Source organism: Streptomyces sp. SYP-A7185 (assembly GCF_046103685.1).
Taxonomy (GTDB): domain Bacteria; phylum Actinomycetota; class Actinomycetes; order Streptomycetales; family Streptomycetaceae; genus Streptomyces.
This window is the reverse complement of record NZ_CP122310.1, coordinates 8,236,901-8,256,978: the sequence shown is the minus strand read 5'-3', so window position 1 is coordinate 8,256,978 and position 20,078 is coordinate 8,236,901. Positions and strand designations below refer to the sequence as shown.

At 71.6% G+C, this 20,078-nt stretch carries 16 protein-coding genes; 6 read left to right on the top strand and 10 right to left on the bottom strand.

Annotated elements, in window-relative coordinates; genetic code table 11:
- Window positions 1-34: 34 nt before the first annotated feature.
- The 3 genes from QBL25_RS36005 (at window position 35) to QBL25_RS35995 (ending at window position 2,766) form a co-directional block, all read left to right on the top strand.
- Window positions 35-496, top strand: a complete 462-nt coding sequence (locus QBL25_RS36005; RefSeq protein WP_409061142.1) for a universal stress protein — start codon at window positions 35-37, stop codon at window positions 494-496.
- A gap of 123 nt (window positions 497-619) precedes the next feature.
- Window positions 620-2,044 carry an amino acid permease gene (locus QBL25_RS36000; RefSeq protein WP_409061141.1) on the top strand — a complete coding sequence of 475 codons (1,425 nt, stop codon included), beginning with the start codon at window positions 620-622 and terminating at the stop codon, window positions 2,042-2,044.
- A gap of 152 nt (window positions 2,045-2,196) precedes the next feature.
- A complete protein-coding gene (locus QBL25_RS35995) occupies window positions 2,197-2,766 on the top strand; it encodes a GNAT family N-acetyltransferase (protein WP_409061140.1) in 570 nt (189 codons plus the stop codon).
- Window positions 2,767-2,872: 106 nt separating this feature from the next.
- Here the strand turns inward: QBL25_RS35995 and QBL25_RS35990 are convergent, their stop codons facing one another.
- From QBL25_RS35990 to QBL25_RS35975, 4 genes are all read right to left on the bottom strand, one after another.
- Window positions 2,873-4,501 (bottom strand): extracellular solute-binding protein, encoded by a 1,629-nt coding sequence (locus tag QBL25_RS35990; RefSeq protein ID WP_409061139.1) that lies wholly within the window; start codon window positions 4,499-4,501, stop codon window positions 2,873-2,875.
- Window positions 4,502-4,546: 45 nt separating this feature from the next.
- Complete coding sequence (locus QBL25_RS35985) at window positions 4,547-5,470, bottom strand: carbohydrate ABC transporter permease (protein ID WP_409061138.1); 924 nt, start codon at window positions 5,468-5,470, stop codon at window positions 4,547-4,549.
- The gene (locus tag QBL25_RS35980) at window positions 5,467-6,468 is read right to left on the bottom strand and encodes an ABC transporter permease (protein WP_409061137.1); all 1,002 of its coding nucleotides are present in this window, start codon (window positions 6,466-6,468) and stop codon (window positions 5,467-5,469) included. The genes QBL25_RS35985 and QBL25_RS35980 overlap by 4 nt, the downstream gene beginning before the upstream one ends.
- A 152-nt stretch (window positions 6,469-6,620) precedes the next feature.
- Entirely contained in the window at window positions 6,621-7,751 is a 1,131-nt protein-coding gene (locus QBL25_RS35975; protein ID WP_409061136.1) for an ROK family protein, read from the bottom strand.
- 95 nt (window positions 7,752-7,846) lie between these two features.
- On the opposite strand from QBL25_RS35975, the gene QBL25_RS35970 reads away from it, so the two are divergent.
- Window positions 7,847-10,810 (top strand): glycoside hydrolase domain-containing protein, encoded by a 2,964-nt coding sequence (locus QBL25_RS35970; RefSeq protein ID WP_409061135.1) that lies wholly within the window; start codon window positions 7,847-7,849, stop codon window positions 10,808-10,810.
- A gap of 60 nt (window positions 10,811-10,870) precedes the next feature.
- Here QBL25_RS35970 and QBL25_RS35965 read toward each other — a convergent pair whose 3' ends face one another.
- The 3 genes from QBL25_RS35965 to QBL25_RS35955 form a co-directional block, all read right to left on the bottom strand.
- Window positions 10,871-11,806 carry an RNA polymerase sigma-70 factor gene (locus tag QBL25_RS35965; protein WP_409061134.1) on the bottom strand — a complete coding sequence of 312 codons (936 nt, stop codon included), beginning with the start codon at window positions 11,804-11,806 and terminating at the stop codon, window positions 10,871-10,873.
- Complete coding sequence (locus tag QBL25_RS35960; RefSeq protein WP_409061133.1) at window positions 11,803-12,735, bottom strand: NAD-dependent epimerase/dehydratase family protein; 933 nt, start codon at window positions 12,733-12,735, stop codon at window positions 11,803-11,805. The genes QBL25_RS35965 and QBL25_RS35960 overlap by 4 nt, the downstream gene beginning before the upstream one ends.
- Window positions 12,736-12,863: 128 nt before the next feature.
- On the bottom strand, window positions 12,864-14,108 hold the full coding sequence (locus tag QBL25_RS35955) for a CapA family protein (RefSeq protein WP_409061132.1): 1,245 nt from the start codon (window positions 14,106-14,108) through the stop codon (window positions 12,864-12,866).
- A 289-nt stretch (window positions 14,109-14,397) separates the two neighbouring features.
- On the opposite strand from QBL25_RS35955, the gene QBL25_RS35950 reads away from it, so the two are divergent.
- Both QBL25_RS35950 and QBL25_RS35945 read left to right on the top strand, forming a co-directional pair.
- Window positions 14,398-14,913, top strand: coding sequence for a hypothetical protein (locus QBL25_RS35950; protein WP_409061131.1), 516 nt, complete (start codon window positions 14,398-14,400; stop codon window positions 14,911-14,913).
- Between the two features lie 150 nt (window positions 14,914-15,063).
- The gene (locus QBL25_RS35945; RefSeq protein ID WP_409061130.1) at window positions 15,064-15,717 is read left to right on the top strand and encodes a zf-HC2 domain-containing protein; all 654 of its coding nucleotides are present in this window, start codon (window positions 15,064-15,066) and stop codon (window positions 15,715-15,717) included.
- An 18-nt stretch (window positions 15,718-15,735) separates the two neighbouring features.
- Here the strand turns inward: QBL25_RS35945 and QBL25_RS35940 are convergent, their stop codons facing one another.
- The 3 genes from QBL25_RS35940 to QBL25_RS35930 form a co-directional block, all read right to left on the bottom strand.
- Window positions 15,736-16,596, bottom strand: a complete 861-nt coding sequence (locus tag QBL25_RS35940; protein WP_409061129.1) for an Fpg/Nei family DNA glycosylase — start codon at window positions 16,594-16,596, stop codon at window positions 15,736-15,738.
- Between the two features lie 44 nt (window positions 16,597-16,640).
- Window positions 16,641-18,710: a SpoIIE family protein phosphatase gene (locus QBL25_RS35935; protein WP_409061128.1), complete on the bottom strand. Its 2,070-nt coding sequence runs from the start codon at window positions 18,708-18,710 to the stop codon at window positions 16,641-16,643.
- A gap of 74 nt (window positions 18,711-18,784) precedes the next feature.
- On the bottom strand, window positions 18,785-20,050 hold the full coding sequence (locus tag QBL25_RS35930; protein WP_409061127.1) for a DUF6777 domain-containing protein: 1,266 nt from the start codon (window positions 20,048-20,050) through the stop codon (window positions 18,785-18,787).
- Window positions 20,051-20,078 lie beyond the last annotated feature (28 nt).

Sequence of the window (20,078 nt, the reverse complement as noted above, 5' to 3'; positions counted from 1 at the left end):
AACAGGAACGGCGCTCTCCGTTAACCTCTCGGCTGTGACTGAAGACCACTCCCACCAGTTCGAACGCGGCACCGACGGACCGAAGGTGATCGTCGTCGGCGTCGACGGTTCGGACTCCTCCCTCCGGGCCGCGGCCTACGCCGGAGGCCTGGCGCGACGGCAGCGCGCCCTGCTCGCCGTCGTCTACATCCAGCCGGTGATGGCCGCGGGCGCCGCCCTCGGGGCCCCGGTCGCCGAGACGACCGACGAGATCGCCGAGGGACTGATCGCCGAGATCAGGGACGCGGCCGAGCGGGTGAAGGACATATTCGACGTGCGCTGGGAGTTCCACACCTTCCGCGGCGACCCCTACAGCGGCCTGGTCACCGCGGCGGACGACCTCAAGGCGGACGCCGTGGTCGTCGGCGCCTCCGAGCAGGCCGGGCACCGGATCGTCGGCTCGGTCGCGGTGCGCCTCGTCAAGGCGGGCCGCTGGCCGGTCACCGTGGTGCCGTAACCCGCGACGGCCACACCGCTGAACCCGCTCGCCCCCGCCGGGTGTGGCGTCTTCCGTCATGGGCATGCCTGCGCCATCATGATCCGCCATCAGCCGACTGCCGTCCGCGAGAAGGTGGAGCTCATGGCGGGACTCCGGATGGGACACGGCGTACTGCGCCGCAAGCCCATCGAAGACATCGAAGAGACCGAGGCCGGAGCGGGTGGCGGGCTCGCCCGCTCGCTCGGGCTGTGGCAGCTCACCGCGATCGGCGTCGGCGGCATCATCGGCGCCGGCATCTTCACGCTCGCCGGGACGGTGGCCAACGGCACGGCCGGACCCGCCGTCCTCATCTCCTTCCTCATCGCCGGTGTCGCGAGCGCGGCGGCGGCCTTCTCGTACGCCGAGTTCGCGGGTCTGATCCCGAAGGCGGGATCGGCGTACACCTACGGCTATGTGGTGCTCGGCGAGCTCACCGGCTGGTTCATCGGCTGGGACCTGCTCCTGGAGTACACGGCGATCGTGGCGGTGGTCGCGATCGGCATCTCGGGCTACTTCAACTTCCTCCTGAACGACATGGGCGCCCAGCTGCCGAACTGGATGCTGGGTGCGCCCGGCACGGGCGACGGGCACAAGGTGGACCTGTTCGCCGCGGTGCTCTGCCTGCTCATCGCGTACCTGCTGACCCTCGGCATCAAGAACGCGGCCCGCTTCGAGATGATCGTGGTCGTCCTGAAGGTCATCGTGGTGCTCGTCGTCATCGCGGTCGGGTTCTTCCACATCGACACCGGCAACTACGAGCCGTTCTTCCCCTTCGGGGTCAGCGGGGCCTTCACGGGCGCGGCGACGGTCTTCTTCGCCGTGTTCGGCTACGACGCGATGAGCACCGCGGCCGAGGAGTCCAAGGACGCCCAGCGCCACATGCCGAAGGCGATCCTCTACTCGCTCGGGATCTCGATGGTCCTTTACGTCCTGGCCTGCCTGGTCCTCACGGGCATGCAGAGCTACCAGGACATCGACCCCGAGAGCGGCTTCTCCACCGCCTTCAAGTCGGTGGGCCTGGGCGGTCTGGCCGACGTCATCGCGGTCGGCGCGATCATCGGCATCCTCACGGTGATGTTCACGTTCATGCTCGGCGTCACCCGGGTGTGGTTCAGCATGTCGCGTGACGGGCTGCTGCCGAAGTGGTTCGCCAAGACGCACAAGACCCGGCACGTGCCCACCCGCGTGACGTGGATCGTCGGCTTCGCCTCGGCGGCCATCGCCGGGTTCCTGCCGATCGGCGAGGCGGCCGAGCTGACGAACATCGGCATCCTGCTGGCGTTCGTCGTGGTGTGCGTCGCGGTGATCGTGCTGCGCTACAAGCAGCCCGACCTGCCGCGCACGTTCCGCTGCCCGGGCATGCCGGTGGTGCCCGCCGTCGGGGTCGTGTTCTCCATCTGGCTGATCACGTTCCTCCAGTGGCAGACATGGGTGCGCTTCGCGGTGTGGTTCGCGGTCGGCCTGGTCGTGTACTTCGCCTACTCCTACCGGAAGTCGGAGCTCGCCAAGACCGACCGCGTCCCCTAGGCCCTCGGACTTGGCCGGCGCCCACACGGGTGAAAGGCTTGTGTAATATCCGCATCCGGGACTCAGTCATTACTCGGAGGGGTGTCCGGATGTGGGAGCTCGCGCGTTCGTGGGTCGACGGGTGGACCGTCTCGCGGAGGGTGCCGAAACCGGTGGCCGAACCGTGGGGACTGAGCATCCAGGTCGGACTGCCGGCCCAGATGGTCCGTCACGTCCTGCTCGACGCCGATGCCGGGACCGCCCGCGGGCTCATCGGCTCGGTCACCGCACCGGCCATCTGCGTCAAGGGCTTTCTGGCACCGGACGTCATGGGGCCGTGGTTCTCGCCCGCCTGGGTGCCGACCGACCCCGGCTTCCTGATGGCGGTCGACCTGCGTCCGTCCGCCGTGCGCGCGCCACGGGGGTACACGGCCACGACCGAGACCGCCGACGGCGTCATCGGCGTACGAATCCTGACCGCCGACGGGGAGCTCGCCGCGCGGGGTCAGGTCGGCCTGACGGGCGCGGCGGGCGTCTTCGACCAGATCGTCACCGAACAGGCCCACCGGCGCCTGGGTCTTGGCACGGTCGTGATGGGCGCGCTCACCGACGCGGCCGTCGAGAGCGGTGCGACCACCGGCCTGTTGGGCGCGACCGTGCAGGGCCGGGCGCTCTACGAGACGCTCGACTGGAAGGTCCTCGCACCGCTGACCGGCTTCATCCACCGGCCCGTCGCCCCCTGAACCGCACCCCGGCCACCCGGCACCCCACACCCCGCGTCCCGGAACGGGGCGATGGGGTGCGGTGCGCCGGTGACGCGGGGTGCGGCGGGGCGGGAGGGGGCGCGGCTCAGGCGCTCTCGATGGACTTCTGGAACTCCCGCGCCATCTGCTCCAGGCCCTTGTTCTTCCACTCCGCCCAGAAGGGCTTCCACTCGCTCAGCTTCCTGCGGCCGCTGACGATGTCGTTGACCAGGTCGGTCGCCTCCGTCGACATACGGCCGTAATGCTGGGTGTAGGCGTCGGAGTAGTGGCCGACCACCGGGTTCTGGGCGGCGGTCGGGATGAGCTTCTGCTCGGCGGCGTACACGTCCTTGACGTCCTGGGCGCGGTCGGTGCCCGGGAACGAGGAGGCGACCAGCGCGAAGGGCGAGGTGGTCGCCGTCGTCAGTCCGCTGAACAGCCCCTCGACCTGCTGCTTGCCCTGCTTCGTCCGCTCCGGGAAGCCGTTCTTGTCGTAGGTGAAGTCCTGGCCCTCGGTGCCGAATTCGAGGAACTCGCGCTCGGTGGTCCCGAACGGCGCGGCCAGGTAGTTGAGCACGCCCAGGAGCATGCGCACCCGCTTCTCGTCGCCCTTCTTGATGGCCGTGTAGCCGATCGTGCCCAGGTGGTAGTGGTGCTTGGGCTTCTTGCCGCCCACCCCGAACGGGATGAGGATCTCGGCGGCGAGCCCGGGGTCCTGGACGCGGATGTCGCGGCGGGCGTTGAAGGGGTTGGCGTGGACGGTGGCGCCGATCGAGCCCTGCGCCAGCTTGGTGTTCGCGTCCGCCATCTTGGGGTTGCCGGGGTAGAAGACCCCGGCCTTCTTCAGCTTGAGGACGAAGTTCAGGGCCTCGGTGTACTCGTCGGTCTCCTGGAACCAGGTGAGCGAACCGTCCTTGTTCTGCCGCCACTTGTTGGGGGCGCCGAAACACTGGCTCAGCACACTGGCCGCGTTCACGTAGATCGGTTCGAGGGCCCAGACCTTGCCGCCGGTGACCTCCTTGCACTTGGCGAGGAACTCCTCGGGACTGCCCGCCGAGAACCCGTCGGCCTTCTCCCAGATCCTCGGATTGCCGCCGTAGACCTGGCCGAACGCGGGGTAGGGGCTGGGCGCGCCCCAGATCTTGCCGTTGACGACGGCGGTCTTCCAGTGCGCGGGGGTCATCGCGGCGAGGTGCGGATAGTCCTTCACCGCGTCCCCGGAGACGTACCGCGTGATGTCGGCGCACTTGGCTTCGAGGAGCTCGGCGATGTGCTGGATGCCCTGGTTGGGCGGTATCCACATCAGGTCGGGCAGGTCTCCGCCCGCGATGACGGCGGAGAACTTCTCCTCGTAACCGGGGTCGGTGCCCAGGATGGCTTCGAGGTCGACCCCCAGTTCCTTGCTCACCTTCTTCCAGTGGGCGTTGGAGCCCGCGGGGGCCGGCGGCTGCGTCCAGATCTCGGTGAGCATCGTGACCTTCGAGCCGTCGCCGGGGGTCTTCGGGACGCTGCGCACCAGGTCCTCGGGGTACGAAAGGAAGCCCGCCGAGAGGCCCTTGGCGTTGGGCGGCAGATCGGGCTTGACCTTGCCGAAGGGGACGTACGAGGGCAGCTTCACCTTCGACGACGCCGCCTCGCCCGTCTTCTTCGCGCCCGAGCCGCACCCCGTGAGCGAGGTGGCGGCGGCGCCCGCGGCGACGGCGGTGGACAGGCTCAGGAACGTGCGTCGGGACATGCCGGTCATGGGAATCTCCGCAAAGGGGTTCGGGGAACGGGAAGGTCAGCCCTTGATGGCGCCGGTGAGCACGCCCTTGGTGAAGTACTTCTGGAGGAACGGGAAGAGCAGCAGGATCGGGATGAGCGCGATCATGACCACGGCCATGGAGATCGACTGCTGGGGCGGCATGTGGCTGACGCCGAGCTGGTCGCCCGAGATGGACTTGCCCTGGACGACGTAGGTGCGCAGGACCAGCTGGATGGGCCACTTGCCCGAGTCGTTGAGGTAGAGCATCGCGTTGAAGAAGGCGTTCCAGTACGTCACCGCGTAGAAGAGCCCGACGACGGCGACCACGCCCTTGGACAGCGGCAGCACGATGCGGGTCAGGATCCGCCAGTCGCCCGCGCCGTCGATCCGCGCCGCCTGGTAGAGCTCCTCGGGGATGTTCATGAAGAACGCCCGCAGGACGACGAGATTGAAGGCGTTGATCATGACGGGGAGGATCAACGACCAGTAGGAGTCCAGGAGTCCGAGCTCCTTGACCACCACGTACATCGGCACCATGCCCGGCACGAACAGCAGCGTGAAGAGCACCAGCAGGAGGATCGGCTTGCTGCCGGGGACGCCGCGCTTGCTCAGGCCGTAGGCGAGCGCGATCGTCGTCAGGAGCGAGAGGGCCGTGCCGACGAGGGTGATCAGGACGCTGACGACGACGGCCCGCGAGACGATGCCGCCGGACAGGATCGTGCGGTACGCCTCCAGGGTCGGGTCCGTGGGGAACAGGACGAAGCCGCCCGCCTCGGTGATCTCCTCGCGGGAGGCCAGGCTGGTGGAGAGCACCGTCAGGAACGGCAGGATCATCACGGCGCAGATGACGGTGATGACCACGGCCTTGGCCGTCGAGCCGATCTTCGACGGGGGCTCTTCCCAGGCGGGCCGCTCCTCGCGGGTCCGCAGGGTGCGCAGGGGGAATCCGAAGCCGCTCATTTGCTGTACACCCCGTGCTCTCCGAATGCGTGGGCGACCTTGTTGGCGCCGTAGATCATCAAGGCGCCGATGACGCCCTTGACCAGGCCGGCGGCCGCGCCGACGCCCCAGTCTCCGTAGACGACCCCGTGGTAGTAGATGTAGGTGTCGAGGACTTCCGAGGCGCGGGCGCCCACCGCGTCGCGCTGGAGCAGGAACTGCTCGAAGCCGACGGACAGGACGTCGCCGAGGCGGAGCACGAGCAGCATGATCGTGACGCCGCGCACGGCGGGCAGGGTGACGTGCCACATGCGGCGCCAGCGTCCGGCGCCGTCGACGGCGGCCGACTCGTACAGGCTCTGGTCGACGCTCGCGAGCGCGGCGAGGTAGATGATCATGCCCCAGCCGATGTCCTTCCAGATCACCTGGCCGGTGATGAGGAGAGGGAAGGTGCCGGGGTCGGTCATCACGTCCAGGGCGGACATGCCGTGGTCGCGCAGGTAGTTGCTGAACAGGCCCGCGCCGCCGAGCACCTGCTGGAAGAGGGCGACGACCAGGACCCAGGAGATGAAGTGCGGCAGGTAGACGACGCTCTGCACGAACTTCTTGACGCGCGGGCTGACCAGGCTGTTGATGAGCAGGGCGAGGGCCAGCGGCGCCGGGAAGAAGAAGATCAGCTGGAGCGCGGCGAAGGCGAGCGTGTTGCGGACCGCTTCCCAGAACGCCGGGTCGGCGAAGAGCTCCTCGAAGTTGGCCAGGCCCACCAGGGGGCTGTCCTTGAAGCCGATGAAGGGCTGGTAGTCCTGGAAGGCGATGACGTTGCCGAGCATCGGCAGATAGAAGAACAGCAGGAAGAACAGCAGGCCCGGGGCCATGAGGGCGAGCATCACCCAGTTGTTCCGCAGCCGGACGCGGAGCGGGGCGCGGCGGTGGCGCGGCGGGTCCGGGATCTTCCCGTCCGTCAGGGGCGATGGCGGCGAGGCGGCTCGGGGCCTGCGTTGCGTTGCTGGGGATGTCACACGTACTCCCTGGCCTGGCGGCACGACGGAACAGAAAAGTGGCAGCCGACAGCCGGGACGGCCGTCGAGAGCCGGCCAATTAGGAAGCCAACTTGCCGAAAGAGAGCCACATCATCGAAGCGTGACTCCCGTCCGTCAACCACTTGCCGGTCCTAGAGAGTTGGACTTTTCTCCGCGGCGTGATCGATGTGTTCCAGTGCGAGGCGGGCTGCCCCGATTGCGGTGGATTCCTCGCCGAGTACGGAGGTTTGGACCACCGGCCGGTAGGGGCACAGCTCGCCGAGCCGGGCCGCGAACGGCTCGCTGAGCAGGTCCCCCGCCCGGGAGATGCCACCGCCCAGGACGACGGACCGCGGGTCGAGCACGGCGACGTGGCGGGCCAGGCTGTCGGCCAGGGCCTCGGCGAAGGCCCGCAGGGTGTACCGGGCCCCGCCGTCCCCCGCGGCCGCCGCGCTCACCACCGCGCGGGCGGCGTTCTCCCGGGTGGGCCGGTCGGCGCCCTCGTGCCCGGCGAACCAGTCGAGAAGCCGCTGGTAGCACCGCTCCCAGCCGTCCCCGGCGACCATCTCCCCCGCCGCTCCGCGGTGTCCGCGGTGCAGTTGGCCGCGCAGCCACAGACCGATGCCGAGCCGGTTGCCGACGTACAGGTACACGCAGTCGCCCGAGCCCACCGACACTCCCCCCGTGCACTCGGCCAAGGTCGCGAGCTGGATGTCGTTGCCCACGACGACCGGGCCGTGGCCCGGGTCGGCGAGTTCACGGGTGAGGTCCAGGCCCGTCCACTGGGGCAGCGAGTCGCTCTCCACCACCCGGCCCGCGGCGTCCACCATGCCGCTGGTGCCGACGCCGGTCGCCAGGGGGCGCACATGGGCCGCGGCGGGCTGGGCCAGGCAGCCCGCGATCGCCTCGCGCACGGCGTCGAGGCGCCCTGCCGCCGGGAGTTCGGGCGTGACGGCGACGCGCTGGGTGGCCACCGTGCGGCCGAGCAGGTCGGCGGCGTGCACCAGAACCTTGTGCGCCCCGATGTCCACGCCCAGGACATGGGCGGCCTCGGCCCGGAAGCGGAACCTGCGCGCCGGCCTGCCCACGCTGCCGCTGCCCGGCGTCAGCTCCACCAGGCGCCCCTCGCGCAGCAGTTGGGCCGTGAGGTCCTGGGCCGTGGGCCGCGAGACCCCGATGAGGGTGGCCAGCTCGGGCACGGTGATCTCGTCCCGCTCGCGCAGCACGCGCAGGGCCGCGGCCGCGTTCAGGCGGCGCAGCAGCGACGGGTCCCCACTCTTCACGGCGTCCCCCTTGACAGCGCGATCGGTTGATCTCCAGGGTGACCCGGAGAGATTGAGAAACTTACCTAATAAATAGCGCCCTTGGGGGAGCACAGATGGGTGAGACCGGCCATCCGGAGCTGGCATGCGGAATCGGCTCCTGGGACAGCGACGTCTACGGTAACCACCGGCTGCTCGTACGCGCGGACGCCTCCGAGATCCCGGCCGGCACGGCACCCGCCGTCGCCGCCGAACTGCCGTGGCGGCGCCAGGACCCGGACCCCGCCGCGGTGGACGTGATCGTGGTCGGGCCGTCCGGGGAACGCGTGCGCAACACCGTCGCCGTGGAGGTCACGGACGAGGTGGGGCGCATCGCCTTCGAACCGGTGGACGGCCCGGGCACCTACGCCGTGCACTACCTGCCGTACGCGCACACGGGCAAGCCGTACTACCCGCAGGCCGCCTACCGCCCGCCGACCCGCACGGCGGACCCCGGCTGGGTGCACCGCTGCGGACTGCACACCGACTCCGGATGGGACAAGCTGCCGCGCGCCGAGGCCTTCGGCTACGAGGCGGCGAGCGCGGTGGACTCCTTCGCGCCGCTCGGCTTCGCGGCGACCCGGGCCGAGTGCGCCCGCGTCCGACGCGCACACGCGGACGCCCACTTCCTCCTCTTCGGCGAGGACCGCGCCCACCCCCTGGGCCGCCACGCACGGCTGCCCGCGCGCTGGGCCCTTGCCGCCCCCTTCGCCCCGCTGGACGTCACGGCGGACCGCGGGGAGTTCCTCGCGGTGCAGGCCGGCGTGTACGCGCTGCGGGAGCTGACGGACGTGCGCGCCGAGATCCGCGGGCTGCCCTTCTCCGTACGGTGCCTCAGCACCGGCGGCGTCGACGCGCGCGGCCGGACCTTCGAACGGCGCGTCACGATCGGCGAGGGGCGCGCCGGGGCGCTGTGGTTCGTCGTGGAGGTGCCCGAGGACGCCCGTCCCGGCCGGTACGAGGCGCAGATCACCGTGCGCGCCTCCGGCGTCCCCGAGCGCGTCCTGCCGCTGCTCCTGACCGTCGGCCGGGAGCGCGTCCCGGACGGCGGCGCCGGTGAACCCTCGCGGCTCGCGCGGCTCGGCTGGCTGGACTCGACGCTCGCGCAGGACGACGAACCGGTGGCGCCGTTCACGCCGGTCGAGGTGTCCGCCACGGCGGGCGGGCAGCGCCTCGACCTGCTCGGCCGCACGGTCGAACTCGGCCCCGAAGGACTCCCCCGGCAGCTGGTCTCCACCTTCACGCCCGGCGTCACGCGCGCCGACGGACCACCGCGCGAGCTGCTCGCCGCACCCGTCACCCTGGACCTCGGCCGCCCCCTGGAGCACGGACCGCTCAGCCTGGACCGGCCAGGGCCGGCGAGGGTGTGCTGGTCGTCGCGGGCGGCAGGTCAGGACGTACTCCTGCGCACCGAAGGCGAGTTGGAGGCGGACGGCTTCCTCGTGGTGCGCGCCACCGTCGAGGCCACCGCCGACACCGCACTCGACGTGACGCTGGAGGTACCGGTCCGCGAGGAGATCGCGCGCTACGCGATGGGGCTCGGCCTCACCGGGCGGGCCTGCCCCGAGACGTACGACTGGGAGTGGGACACGCCCACCCGCAACCAGGACGCGTTCTGGCTGGGCGACCCGGCGGCCGGGCTCCAGCTCGGCCTGCGCGACGAGCACTACGCGCGGCCGCTCAACACCAACTACTACCGCGAGAAGCCCCTGCGCACCCCGCGCTCCTGGGCGGGCGACGGCTCGGGCGGTGTGCGGCTGCGCACGAGCGGCAAAGTGCGCCGCCTGTCCGCCTTCAGCGGGCCCCTCGCGCTGCGCGCGGGCGAGAGCCGGTGCTTCGAGTTCCGGCTGCTCCTGACCCCGTTCAAGCCGCTGGACCCGGCACGGCAGCTCTCCGAGCGCTACTACCACGCGTACGCCTCGCCCACGGAGATCGCCGAGTACGGCGCGAACGTCGCCAATCTGCACCACGCCACGCCGCCCAACCCCTACATCAACGACCCGCTCCTGGGCGCGGACGCCCTGCGCTCTTACACCGAGGAGGCGCACGGGCTCGGGATCCGGGTCAAGGTGTACGACACCGTGCGCGAACTGACGCGGCACACACCGGAGTTGCCGGTGCTCGCGTCGCTCGGGGACGAGATCTTCGCGCCCGGACCCGGCGGCGGGCACGCGTGGCTGCGCGAGCACCTGGGCGGGGACTACGTGCCCGGCTGGGTGGCGCCCGACGTGGGGGACGTCGCCGTGGTCACGTCCGGCGAATCGCGCTGGCACAACTCCTACGTGAGCGGCATCGAGCGGCTGCGGCGGGTCGTCGGCGTCGACGGACTCTACCTCGACGACGTGGCGTACGACCGGACGACCATGAAGCGGGTCCGCAAGGCGCTGTCCGCCTCCGGCGAGACCCCGCCGCTGGTGGACCTGCACTCCTGCAACCAGTACCGCGCACCGGACGGGTTCGCCTCCAGCGCCAATCTCTACGCCGAGCTGCTGCCGTACGTCGACCGGCTGTGGCTGGGCGAGCTCTTCGACTACGAAGGCGACCACGCGGACGACGACGGCGACCCCGCGCGCCCGGAAGGCGCCGCGGGAGCCGACCCCGCGTACTGGCTCGTGGAGATCTCGGGCATCCCCTTCGGGCTGATGGGCGAGATGCTGGAGGGCGGCGGGAATCCCTGGCGCGGACTCGTCTTCGGGATGACCGCGCGGGCCCCCATGACGGACGTACGGCCCTTGTGGCGGGCCTTCGACCGGCTGCGGCTGCCGGAAGCGGAGATGACGGGCTGGTGGGCCACCGCCGCGCCCCCGGTACGGACCGGCCGGGACGACGTCCCCGCCACCACGTGGGAGGGGCCCGGAGGTACCGTCACGGCGCTCGCCTCATGGGCCCCGGAGGCGGTGGACGTGGTCCTGTCCGCACCATCCGGACCCGTCGCCGCGTACGCACCCGCGATCGAGGGGTTCCAGCCCGAGCGGCGGTTCGCCCCGGCCGAGGCGATCCGCGTGGAGCCCGGGCGGGGCTGGCTCGTGCGGCTGGAGTGAGGCGCCTGCGGGGGTCGCGGCCGAGCCGGGAGATCAGTCCGGCCGCGACACCGGCAGGGGTCAGTTCTTGTGGTCGGCGCGGGGGCGACGGGCCCGCATCGCCTCACGCTTGAGGGCCCAGGCGTCCCCCACCGGCCCCACGTGGCCGAGCTTGTCGGGGTTGAGCACCGATCGGATCGTCTGGATCCGCCCGCCGAGGAATTCGAGGACCAGGGCGCTGACGACCTTGCCGTCGCGGTCCCGGAAGATCGCGCCCGGCTGGCCGTTGATCCGGCGCTGCTCCACCTCGACCCCGACACTGACGAACTGCGGGGCGAACGCGGCGAACGTGCGGGCCACGTTCTCGGCGCCGACGATGCTCCTGGCCAGCTGCGGGGCCTTGCCGCCGCCGTCCCCGACCATGGTGACGTCGGCGGCGAGCAACTCCTGAAGCCCGTCGACGTCCCCTTCCCTGAACGCGCCGAAGAACCGCTCGGCGAGTGCGTCCCGCTCCTTGCGGTCGGCCTCGAACCGGGGGCGGCCCGCTTCCATGTGGCGCCGGGCCCGTACGGCGAGCTGACGGCACGCCGCCTCCGAGCGCTCCACGGACGAGGCGATCTCCGGGAAGCCGAACCCGAACACCTCCCGCAGCACGAAGACGGCCCGCTCCAGCGGGGTCAGCCGCTCCAGCAGCACCAGCGCCGCCATCGAGAGCGAGTCGGCCAGCTCCGCCGAGCGCTCCGGGTCCTGGTAGGGGTCGGTCAGGAGCGGCTCGGGGAACCACGGCCCCACGTACGCCTCACGCCGGACGCGGGCCGAGCGCAGCACGTCGATCGAGACCCGGGTGACCACCGCCGACAGGAAGGCCTTGGTCGACCGCGGCTCCGCCGAGGACGCCTCCCAGCGCAGCCAGCTCTCCTGGACGGCGTCCTCGGCCTCGCTGACGCTGCCGAGTATCCGGTAGGCGATCGCGAACAGCAGCGGCCGCAGCTCCTCGAACTCCTCGGTCCGGTTCACGTGAGGTCCCCCTTGAAGCCCTGGCGCCACGACGGATAACGCAGCTCCCAGCCGAGCTCCCGTTTCGCCTTGGCGTTGGAGAAGCCGCGCCCCTCGGTCATCATCGTCACCGCCACCTCCCCGGCGAGCAGGCGGGCCAGCCAGGCGGGGACCCGCATCGGCGGCTTCGCGCCCGCGCAGGCGGCCAGGTACGGCAACCACTGGGCGGCCGGAGCCGGTTCGTCGTCGACAATGTTGAACACACCTCTCGCCTTCTGCTCCACGGCCAGGACGGTAGCGCTCGCCGCGTCGTCGAGGTGCACCCAGGAGCAGTGACCCGTCCCACCCCCGACGAGCGGGAACTGCCGCTTGCGGACCAGCTCGACCTGGTCGTCGGTGGCTCCAGGGCCGTACAGGCCGCCGTAGCGCAGGGCCGCGCCGCCGGCCGCGACGACCGCGTCCTCGACGTGGCGCAGCGCGTCGGCTCCCGCCCGCGCCGGGGTCCCGGTCTCGGGGTCGAGCGGGTCGTCCTCGGTCTTGACCCAGCCGCCCCGGCGGATCCCGTTCCAGGCGGCGTAGCTCTGCGCGACGACGTGGGGGACGCCGGTGGCCTCGGCGGCGGCCAGCAGGTGGTCGGTCCCCTCGACGCGCAGCCGGACGGTGGTGGCGAACCAGCGGTCCGGGTGTCTCATGTCGGGCTTGCCCGCGTGCGCCACGGAGATGGCGGTCATCTGGTGCACGACCGCGTCCGGGCGGGCTCCGGCCACCGCCTCGCCCACGGACATGGCGTCCAGGCCGTCCATCACGACCGCCTCGGCGCCGAGACGCTCCAGCAGGCCGGTCTTCGCCGCGCTCGTCGTCGTGGCCGTCACCTGATGGCCGCGGGCCACGAGCTGCGGCACGAGGCGCCGCCCCAGGACGCCGGTCCCGCCGGCCACGAATACACGCATCGCCCTCACCCTTCCGCTGTCCGGATCCCTGGCGTCCGGAGCTGCCTCTCACAGCGGAGACGAGACAGCCCCGGACCGTGTGACACGGGCAAGGTCTTGTGGGCGGCGTCGTGTTCCTGGGCTTGTGGCTACTGGCCCATGACCAGGCCGTCCTTGGCCGCGCCGCGGCTCAGGACGACGCGGCGGATGCGGTCGCGCACGGCGGAGACGTCGGCGCCGCGGGCCAGGGCCGCGTTCAGGTTGGTCACGCGTCCCGTGCTCGTGTCGAACCACTGGGGGATGAACTCGGCCTTCTTGACCTCCCAGCGTCCGCCGGGCGCCGCGGGCGGGGCGAACGTGAAGCGGCCGAGGGTGCCCTGGTTGCCCCGCGGATCGTTGGCGCCCTCATGGTTGATCATGTCGCCGGCGATCTGGTCGCCCATGCCGTAGATCACCCAGGTCTTGCCGACCTTCTCGTAGGCCTGCGGGACGTGCGCGTGGGTGCCCAGGATCAGGTCGATGTCGGGGCGGCCGTTCGTGCGGGAGGCCGTGAGCTGCTTGCCGAGGCTCAGCTGGCGGCGGTCCGGTGCGTCCTGCCACTCGGTGCCCCAGTGGACCGAGACGACGACCACGTCGGCGCCCGCCTTCCGCGCGGCGCGCGCGTCCGCGACGATCCGCGCGCGCTCCATGAGGTTGACCGTCCAGGGCTTGCCCTTGGGCAGCGGATATCCGTTCGTGCCGTACGTGTAGGCGAGCTGGGCCACCTTCGCGCCGCCCGCGCGCATCCAGGCGGGCGACCTGCCCTCGGCGGCCGTGCGGCCCGAACCCGCGTGCTTGACGCCCGCCTTGTCGAGTGCGGCGAGCGTCCGGCGCACCCCCGCGGCGCCGTCGTCGAGCGTGTGGTTGGAGGCGGTGGAGCAGGCGTCGTAGCCGGTGGCCTTCAGCGCGTGGGCGATCTGGGGCGGGGACTTGAAGCTGGGGTAGCCGGTGTAGTCGCCGTTCGCGCCGTAGACCGTCTCCATGTGACAGATCGCCAGGTCGGCCCGGGACACGACGGGCTTGACGCCCCTGAGCATCGGCACGAAGTCGTAGCCCTCGCCGCCCGCGTCGGCGTTGGCCCTGCTGATGATCGAGGAGTGCGGGAGCACGTCCCCGGAGGCGACGAGCGTGAAGGCGCGCGGGGCGCCCTGGCCGCCGCCGGCCGCCGAGGGTGCGGAGGACGGCGCGTTCCGACGGCCCTCCCGGGCGCCTTCCTGGTGTCTTTCGCCGCCGTGCTTCGGTTTGGGCTCGGGTGCGGGTTCCGTATTCGCCGTGCAGGCGGCGGTCGCGGTGAGAGTGAATCCGATCATTACGGCGGTCAGAACGGCGGTTTTCCGCGGTGTGCGCTGCGTCATCGGCCAGGCTCCGTGAATGGGGGACATTCGGCGAAACGAATCCACATACGGACAGAAAGCCGAGTCAAGCAGCAATGCCGTCATAGTCCCCGAAAGGGACTTAAATCATCCGGCCATGTGACACGAAGAACAGAGGGCCTCCGACCTGCGACGAAACCGGAGGCCGGGTCAAGGCTCCGTAAAGCGCCTTGCTCAGCGCCCCCTTCTGGTAATCGGCTGTCCTCATCCGTGTTCCGGATTGGGGGCCAGAGGCCGGCGCTGCGCACGGATCGGAGGAAGGCGAGACGGGATGCTGCACGAGAGCCGAGGAAACACGGAGGGCCCGAGTGGTGGCGAACTGGCCGTGCCGATGGCCTGGTTGTACGCCGAGTACATCGCGGACGAATTACTGCGTACCGGCGATTTGATGCCGCCGACATCTTTCGAATACCGCGCGGGGCGTGATGCTCTGGCCCTGACTATTTTCCTCTCCGACACGGAGGGCGAGTTGTCGGGCATCCGCGTGGTGTCCCAGCTGGAGACCTGGCTGTCCCTCACGGCCTACGACCAGCCGTGGCTGGACTGGGTCGGCGAACGGATGGCCGTGCTCGCGGCGGACGCGGTCGCCTCCGGCGAGCCGGCGCCCGACCTCCAGCTGGCCGATCTCGCCTGGCGGTGGCTGGAGGAGACGGAGCTGCTCGCCCCCGACCTGGACGCGGTGCCCGGCGGCGGCTCGCCGTGCGGCGAGGACGACGGACCCAAGGTGTGGACACCCGCCTGGCGCCTGGGGCTGCCGCTCGGACATCTGGCGATCCATCTGTTCTGACCCCGCGGCAGGGACGTTCCGACACCGCTCCGGAGGCCTTCCGGCGCCCCGCGCGTGTGTTCGCGTCCCGCGTCTTGAGTGATTCGGCGGTCCGCTGCGTACGGGAGGGCAGGAAGCACCCCCTGCCCGACTCGTCACGCAAGGAACGCCATGAGGTCCCTGGAGCGGCATCGCGACGCCGGCGCCTACGCGCTCGGTGTACTCGACGCGGCGGACACCTTCCGCTTTGAGGACCACCTCATGGACTGCCCCGCGTGCCGGGCCCTGGTGGCCGAACTCGGCCCGACGGCACGGCAGCTGGCCGCCTACGACCGGCTCACCCCGCCCCCCGTCGAACCGCTGGCCGCCCCCGGCCCCGGCCTCGCCGACCGGCTGCTCGCCGAGGCCGCCCGCCTGCGCAGGGCCGGGCGCCGCCGATGGCTGTGCGCGGTCGCGGCAAGCGCCGTCCTGGCGCTCGCGGTTCCCGCCACCGCCCTCCTGCGGGCCGAGGGGCCCGGCCCGGAACAGCTCTCCGCCCGCGACGGCCGCACCGGCGTCTCGGCGACCCTGACCGCCCGGGGCCGCGACTGGGGCACGGACGTCGGGCTGCGCGTCCGCGACCCGGAAGGCGCCCACGTCTGCGAGCTCGTCGCCGTCGGCATCGACGGCTCCGAGGAGACGGTCACGACGTGGAAGGTGCCCGCGGACGAGCCCTGGGACGAGCTGTCGACACGGGGCGGCGCGGCCCTGCCCCGCGAGGACATCGCCCGCTACGAGGTGCGCACCACGGACGGACACCGCCTGCTGACCCTGCGGCGGCCCTGAACTCCCTCGAGCGGCGGCCTACTTGAGGAACTTCGACATCCTCCGGTCCGCCAGCGGCTTCCCGCCCGTCTGGCACGTGGGGCAGTACTGCAACGAGGAGTCGCTGAAGGACACCTCGCGGATGGTGTCGCCGCACACGGGGCACGGCTCACCGGTGCGGCCGTGCACGCGCAGGCCGCTCTTCTTCTCCGCCTTGAGGCGGCCCGCCGCGACCCCGCGCGAGCGCTCCACCGCCTCCGTGAGCGTGGTCCGCAGCGCCCCGTACAGCCCGTGGACCTCCTCCTTCGTGAGGCTCGACGTGAGCTTGAACGGGGACATGCGGGCCGCGTGCAGGATCTCGTCGCTGTACGCGTTGCCGACGCCCGCGATCAGCGTCTGGTCGCGCAACGCCCCCTTGATCTGCCGGCGTTCGCCCGCCAGGAGACCGGCGAGACGGTCCTCGTCGAAGTCCGGGGCCAGCGGGTCGGGGCCAAGCCGGGCGATGCCCGGGATCTGCTCCGGCGCGTCGGTCACGTACACCGCAAGGCGCTTTTGCGTGCCCGCCTCGGTCAGGTCGAAGCCCTCCCCCGTCTCCAGGGCGACGCGCAGCGCGAGGGGCCCCTTGCCGGGGCGGGGCGTGCCGTCGGGAAGGCGGTCCTTCCAGTGCAGCCAGCCCGCGCGGGCGAGATGCGTGACCAGGTGCAGTCCGTCCGCGTCCAGATCGAGGAACTTGCCGTGGCGCGCCACGGCCGTGACGGTGCGCCCCTCAAGGGCGGTGAGCGGCGGGTCGTACGTCTTGAGGACGCTGATCGCCACGGGCAGCACCCGGACGATCTCGTGGCCGACGAGGTGTTCGGTGAGGAAGGCGCGCAACGCCTCGACCTCGGGAAGTTCCGGCATCCGCGCACTCCTGACCCAGTTCCGACAACGCCATCCGCCCGCCCTCAGCCACGGCTTCGCCCCGTGGGCACGACGAACTCGCACCACACGCACTTGCCGCCGCCCCGCGACTCGACGCCCCACGCGTCCGCGAGCATGTCCACAAGCAGCAGACCACGCCCCGACACCCCTGATTCCCCGGCCTCCCTGCGGCGCGGCAGCGCGCTGGAGGAGTCCTCGACCTCGACCCGCAGGCGCCGGTCGCCGCCGCCGATGGCCCGCAGGGTCACCACCGCCGCGCCGTCGGTGTGCATCAGCGCATTGGTGATCACCTCGTCGGCCACCAGCTCGATCTCGTCCGTGCGCTCCCGGGCGCCCCAGGCGCGCACCGCCGCCCGGATCATGTGCCGGGCCTCGGCCAGCGCCTCCGGGTCGCCGGGGCCCACGTGCTGCTGGAGGCGGCCACCGGACCGGGGCGTGTCGACCGGGCGGCGGCGCAGGAGCAGCAGGGCCGCGTCGTCCTCGCCGCCCCGCTCGTCCACGATGCCGCAGAGCCGGTCCGCGAGCTCCTGGAGGTCGCGCGGACCCGAGCGGGCGAGCTCGCCCAGCGCCCGCAGACCGTCGTCCAGATCGGCGCCCGGCTCCTCGACGAGACCGTCGGTGAAGAGCAACAGGGTCTGTTCCGCGTCGAGTTCGAACGTGGTGACCGAGTATTCGAGACGGCCGAACTCGGCCGAGAGCCCGAGCGGGAGACCGCCGTCGACCGGCACCCGGCGACAGCTTCCGTCGGCCTGCTGGACGAGCGGGTCGACGTGTCCGGCCCGCACCAGCTGCACCACGCCCGAGGTCAGGTCGGCCTCCGCGTAGAGGCAGGTGGCGAAGCGCTCGGTGTCCAGCTCGTGCAGGAAGCCCGAGGCGCGGGCCATGACGGTGGCGGGCGTGTGCCCCTCGGCCGCGTAGGCGCGCAGCACGATGCGCAGCTGGCCCATGACGGCCGCCGCGTGGGTGTCGTGGCCCTGTACGTCGCCGATGACCGCCCCGACGCGACCGCCGGGCAGCGGGATCACGTCGTACCAGTCACCGCCGATGTCCCGGCCGAGCGCCGCCGAGCGGTAGCGGACCGCGATGTCGGCGCCGGGCACACCGGGGATGGTGCGCGGCAGCATCGCCTGCTGGAGGCCCTGGGCGAGGTCCTTTTCCTGTTCGTAGAACATGGCGCGCTGGAGGCTCTGGGCGATGCCGCTGCCCAGGGCGACCAGGACGTTGCGCTCCTCCTCGGTGAAGCCGGTCTTGTCCTGGTAGAGCAGACCGAGGACGCCGATCGGCTTGGCCTGGGCGATCAGCGGCAGATAGGCGGCCGAGGTGATGCCCAGCTTGTCGATGTGCGGCCACAGGTCCGGGTACGAGGCGGCGAACTCGGCCGCCGTCTCGATGAAACGCGGCGAGAGCGTGCGCACGGCGTCGCTCATCGGGTAGCGCTCGTCGATCCGCGTGAACTTGGTGCCCGGCACGAAGCTGCCCACCGGCCCCTCGGCGACCAGCCGGATCCGCCCGGCCTCGACCAGGCCCATGACCAGGTTCGAGGCGCCCAGGTGCGCGAGGCCGTGGGTGTCCTTGAGCACGTCGATGACGTCCCGGACGGTACGGGCGTGCGCGAGGGCCGCCGTGGTGCCCTGCACGATGCTCGTGCGCCGGCGGCGGTCCTCCTCCTCGTCGGCACGCTGGTGGCGGGCCGAGCTGTCGCCCAGCTCCTGGGTGGCGTCACGGACGATGCCCACGATGCGGTACGGCCGTCCCGCCGCGTCGCGGTGGATGTAGCCCTGGGTGTGGGTCCAGCGCAGCCCGCCCTCGCGCAGCCGTACCCGGAAGTAGACGCCGTAGGTCTCGCTGCCGTCCTTCAGGGCGTGTGAGACCAGGGCGTCCAGCCGGTGGGACTCGACCGCGGAGACCCGGATCGCCAGGCTCTCCGGGCGCCCGTCGAACTCGTCGGCCCGCAGGTCGAAGACCTCCAGGGCCGAGGCGTCGAAGTGCAGCAGGCGGCTTTCGAGGTCCCAGTCGAAGCAGCCTGTGCGGTTGGCCGCCAGGATCGACCGGGGATCCGCTGGCCAGTCGTCCGGCAATGGCGTGGGCGTCATGACACTTCATGATTCTTCGCCTTCGGGCCCGAGCGCGCACGCCCAGCCGCCCGGCCGCTCGGCGGCTCGGCCACTCAGCCGCTCGGCGTGAGGGTGGGCGTGGGGCAGCCCGGCGGGAGGTCGGAGGGGGTGCCGGTGGGCGGTTCCGTGCCCGTGGCGGGAGCGGGCGTGGGGCAGTCCGTGGAGCCGGCACCCCGGTCGCTGGGGGTGTCGCTGCCGCTGGGCGAGTCGCTGTCACCAGGCGTGTCGCTGTCGCTCGGCGAATCGCTGTCACCAGGGGTGTCACTGTCGCTCGGTGAGTCGCTGTCGCCGGGGGTGTCGCTGTCGCTGGGCGAGTCACTGTCACCAGGCGTGTCGCTGTCGCTGGGCGAGTCGCTGTCACCAGGCGTGTCGCTGTCGCTGGGCGAATCGCTGTCACCAGGCGAGTCGCTGTCGCTGGGCGAATCGCTGTCGTCCGGACCGGTCGGGGACGGCGAGGTCGGGGACGGAGACGTCGGGGGCGTGGTCGGGGACGGTGTGGTCGGCGTCGGGGTCGGCGGCGGCACCGTGTGGTCCGCGCGCCCGTGCCCGTCCCCGGTCTTCCGCTCGATCCACGTGTTGTCGACGATGTTCACGAGGGTGATGTTCACGATGATCTTCGGTGCCGGAGTCACCACGACGACCTGCGCCGGGCGGTAGCCGGACCACTGCTCGCCCTGGTGGCGCGGGGTGCCCTTGAGCGCGACCGGCGGCTTCAGCGGGTTCCCGCAGGCACACCGCACGCGGGGCAGCCCCCGGTCGTCGACGAGGACGGCGGTGCCCGTCTGGAGCACGGACTGGAAGCCGGTGGCGGCGCCGTCGCGGTAGCCGTGGTTGGTGACGCGCGTGTCGGCCCGCAGCACCACCGGCGTCAGGCCGCGCAGGAAGCCCGGGATGTCGGCCCGGTCAATGCCCGACGCCTGGGCGAAGGCGCGGGCCTTGCCCTGGTCGGAGGTGAGGAAGCGGACCTGGGCGTTCACGTCGCAGCTGCTCACGGAGAGCGTGCCCCCGTACAGACCGGGTGTGCCGCCCGAGAGGGAGCGCACGCCCGGGGCCGTCGGCGAGGAGGTTCCGCTCGGCGAGGATTGCGGCGAACGGGTGACGGGCGAGGGGGTCGCCGCGTTCTTCGCGGTGGAGTCCGTGAACGGATCGGGCCCCTGGGCGGCGACCGGCTGCATGAACAGCTCGGGGCCGCCGTCCGCGGAGTCTTTGCCGCCCCCGCCGGAGCATCCCGCGACGGCGAGGGCCGCGGATATCGCGAAGGCCGTCGCATAGGTCCTGGTCGGTACGCGCACCGGGCTCTCCCGCCTGCTGTCGGGCACTTTGTCCATTCTCTGGGGCAGCGGGAGC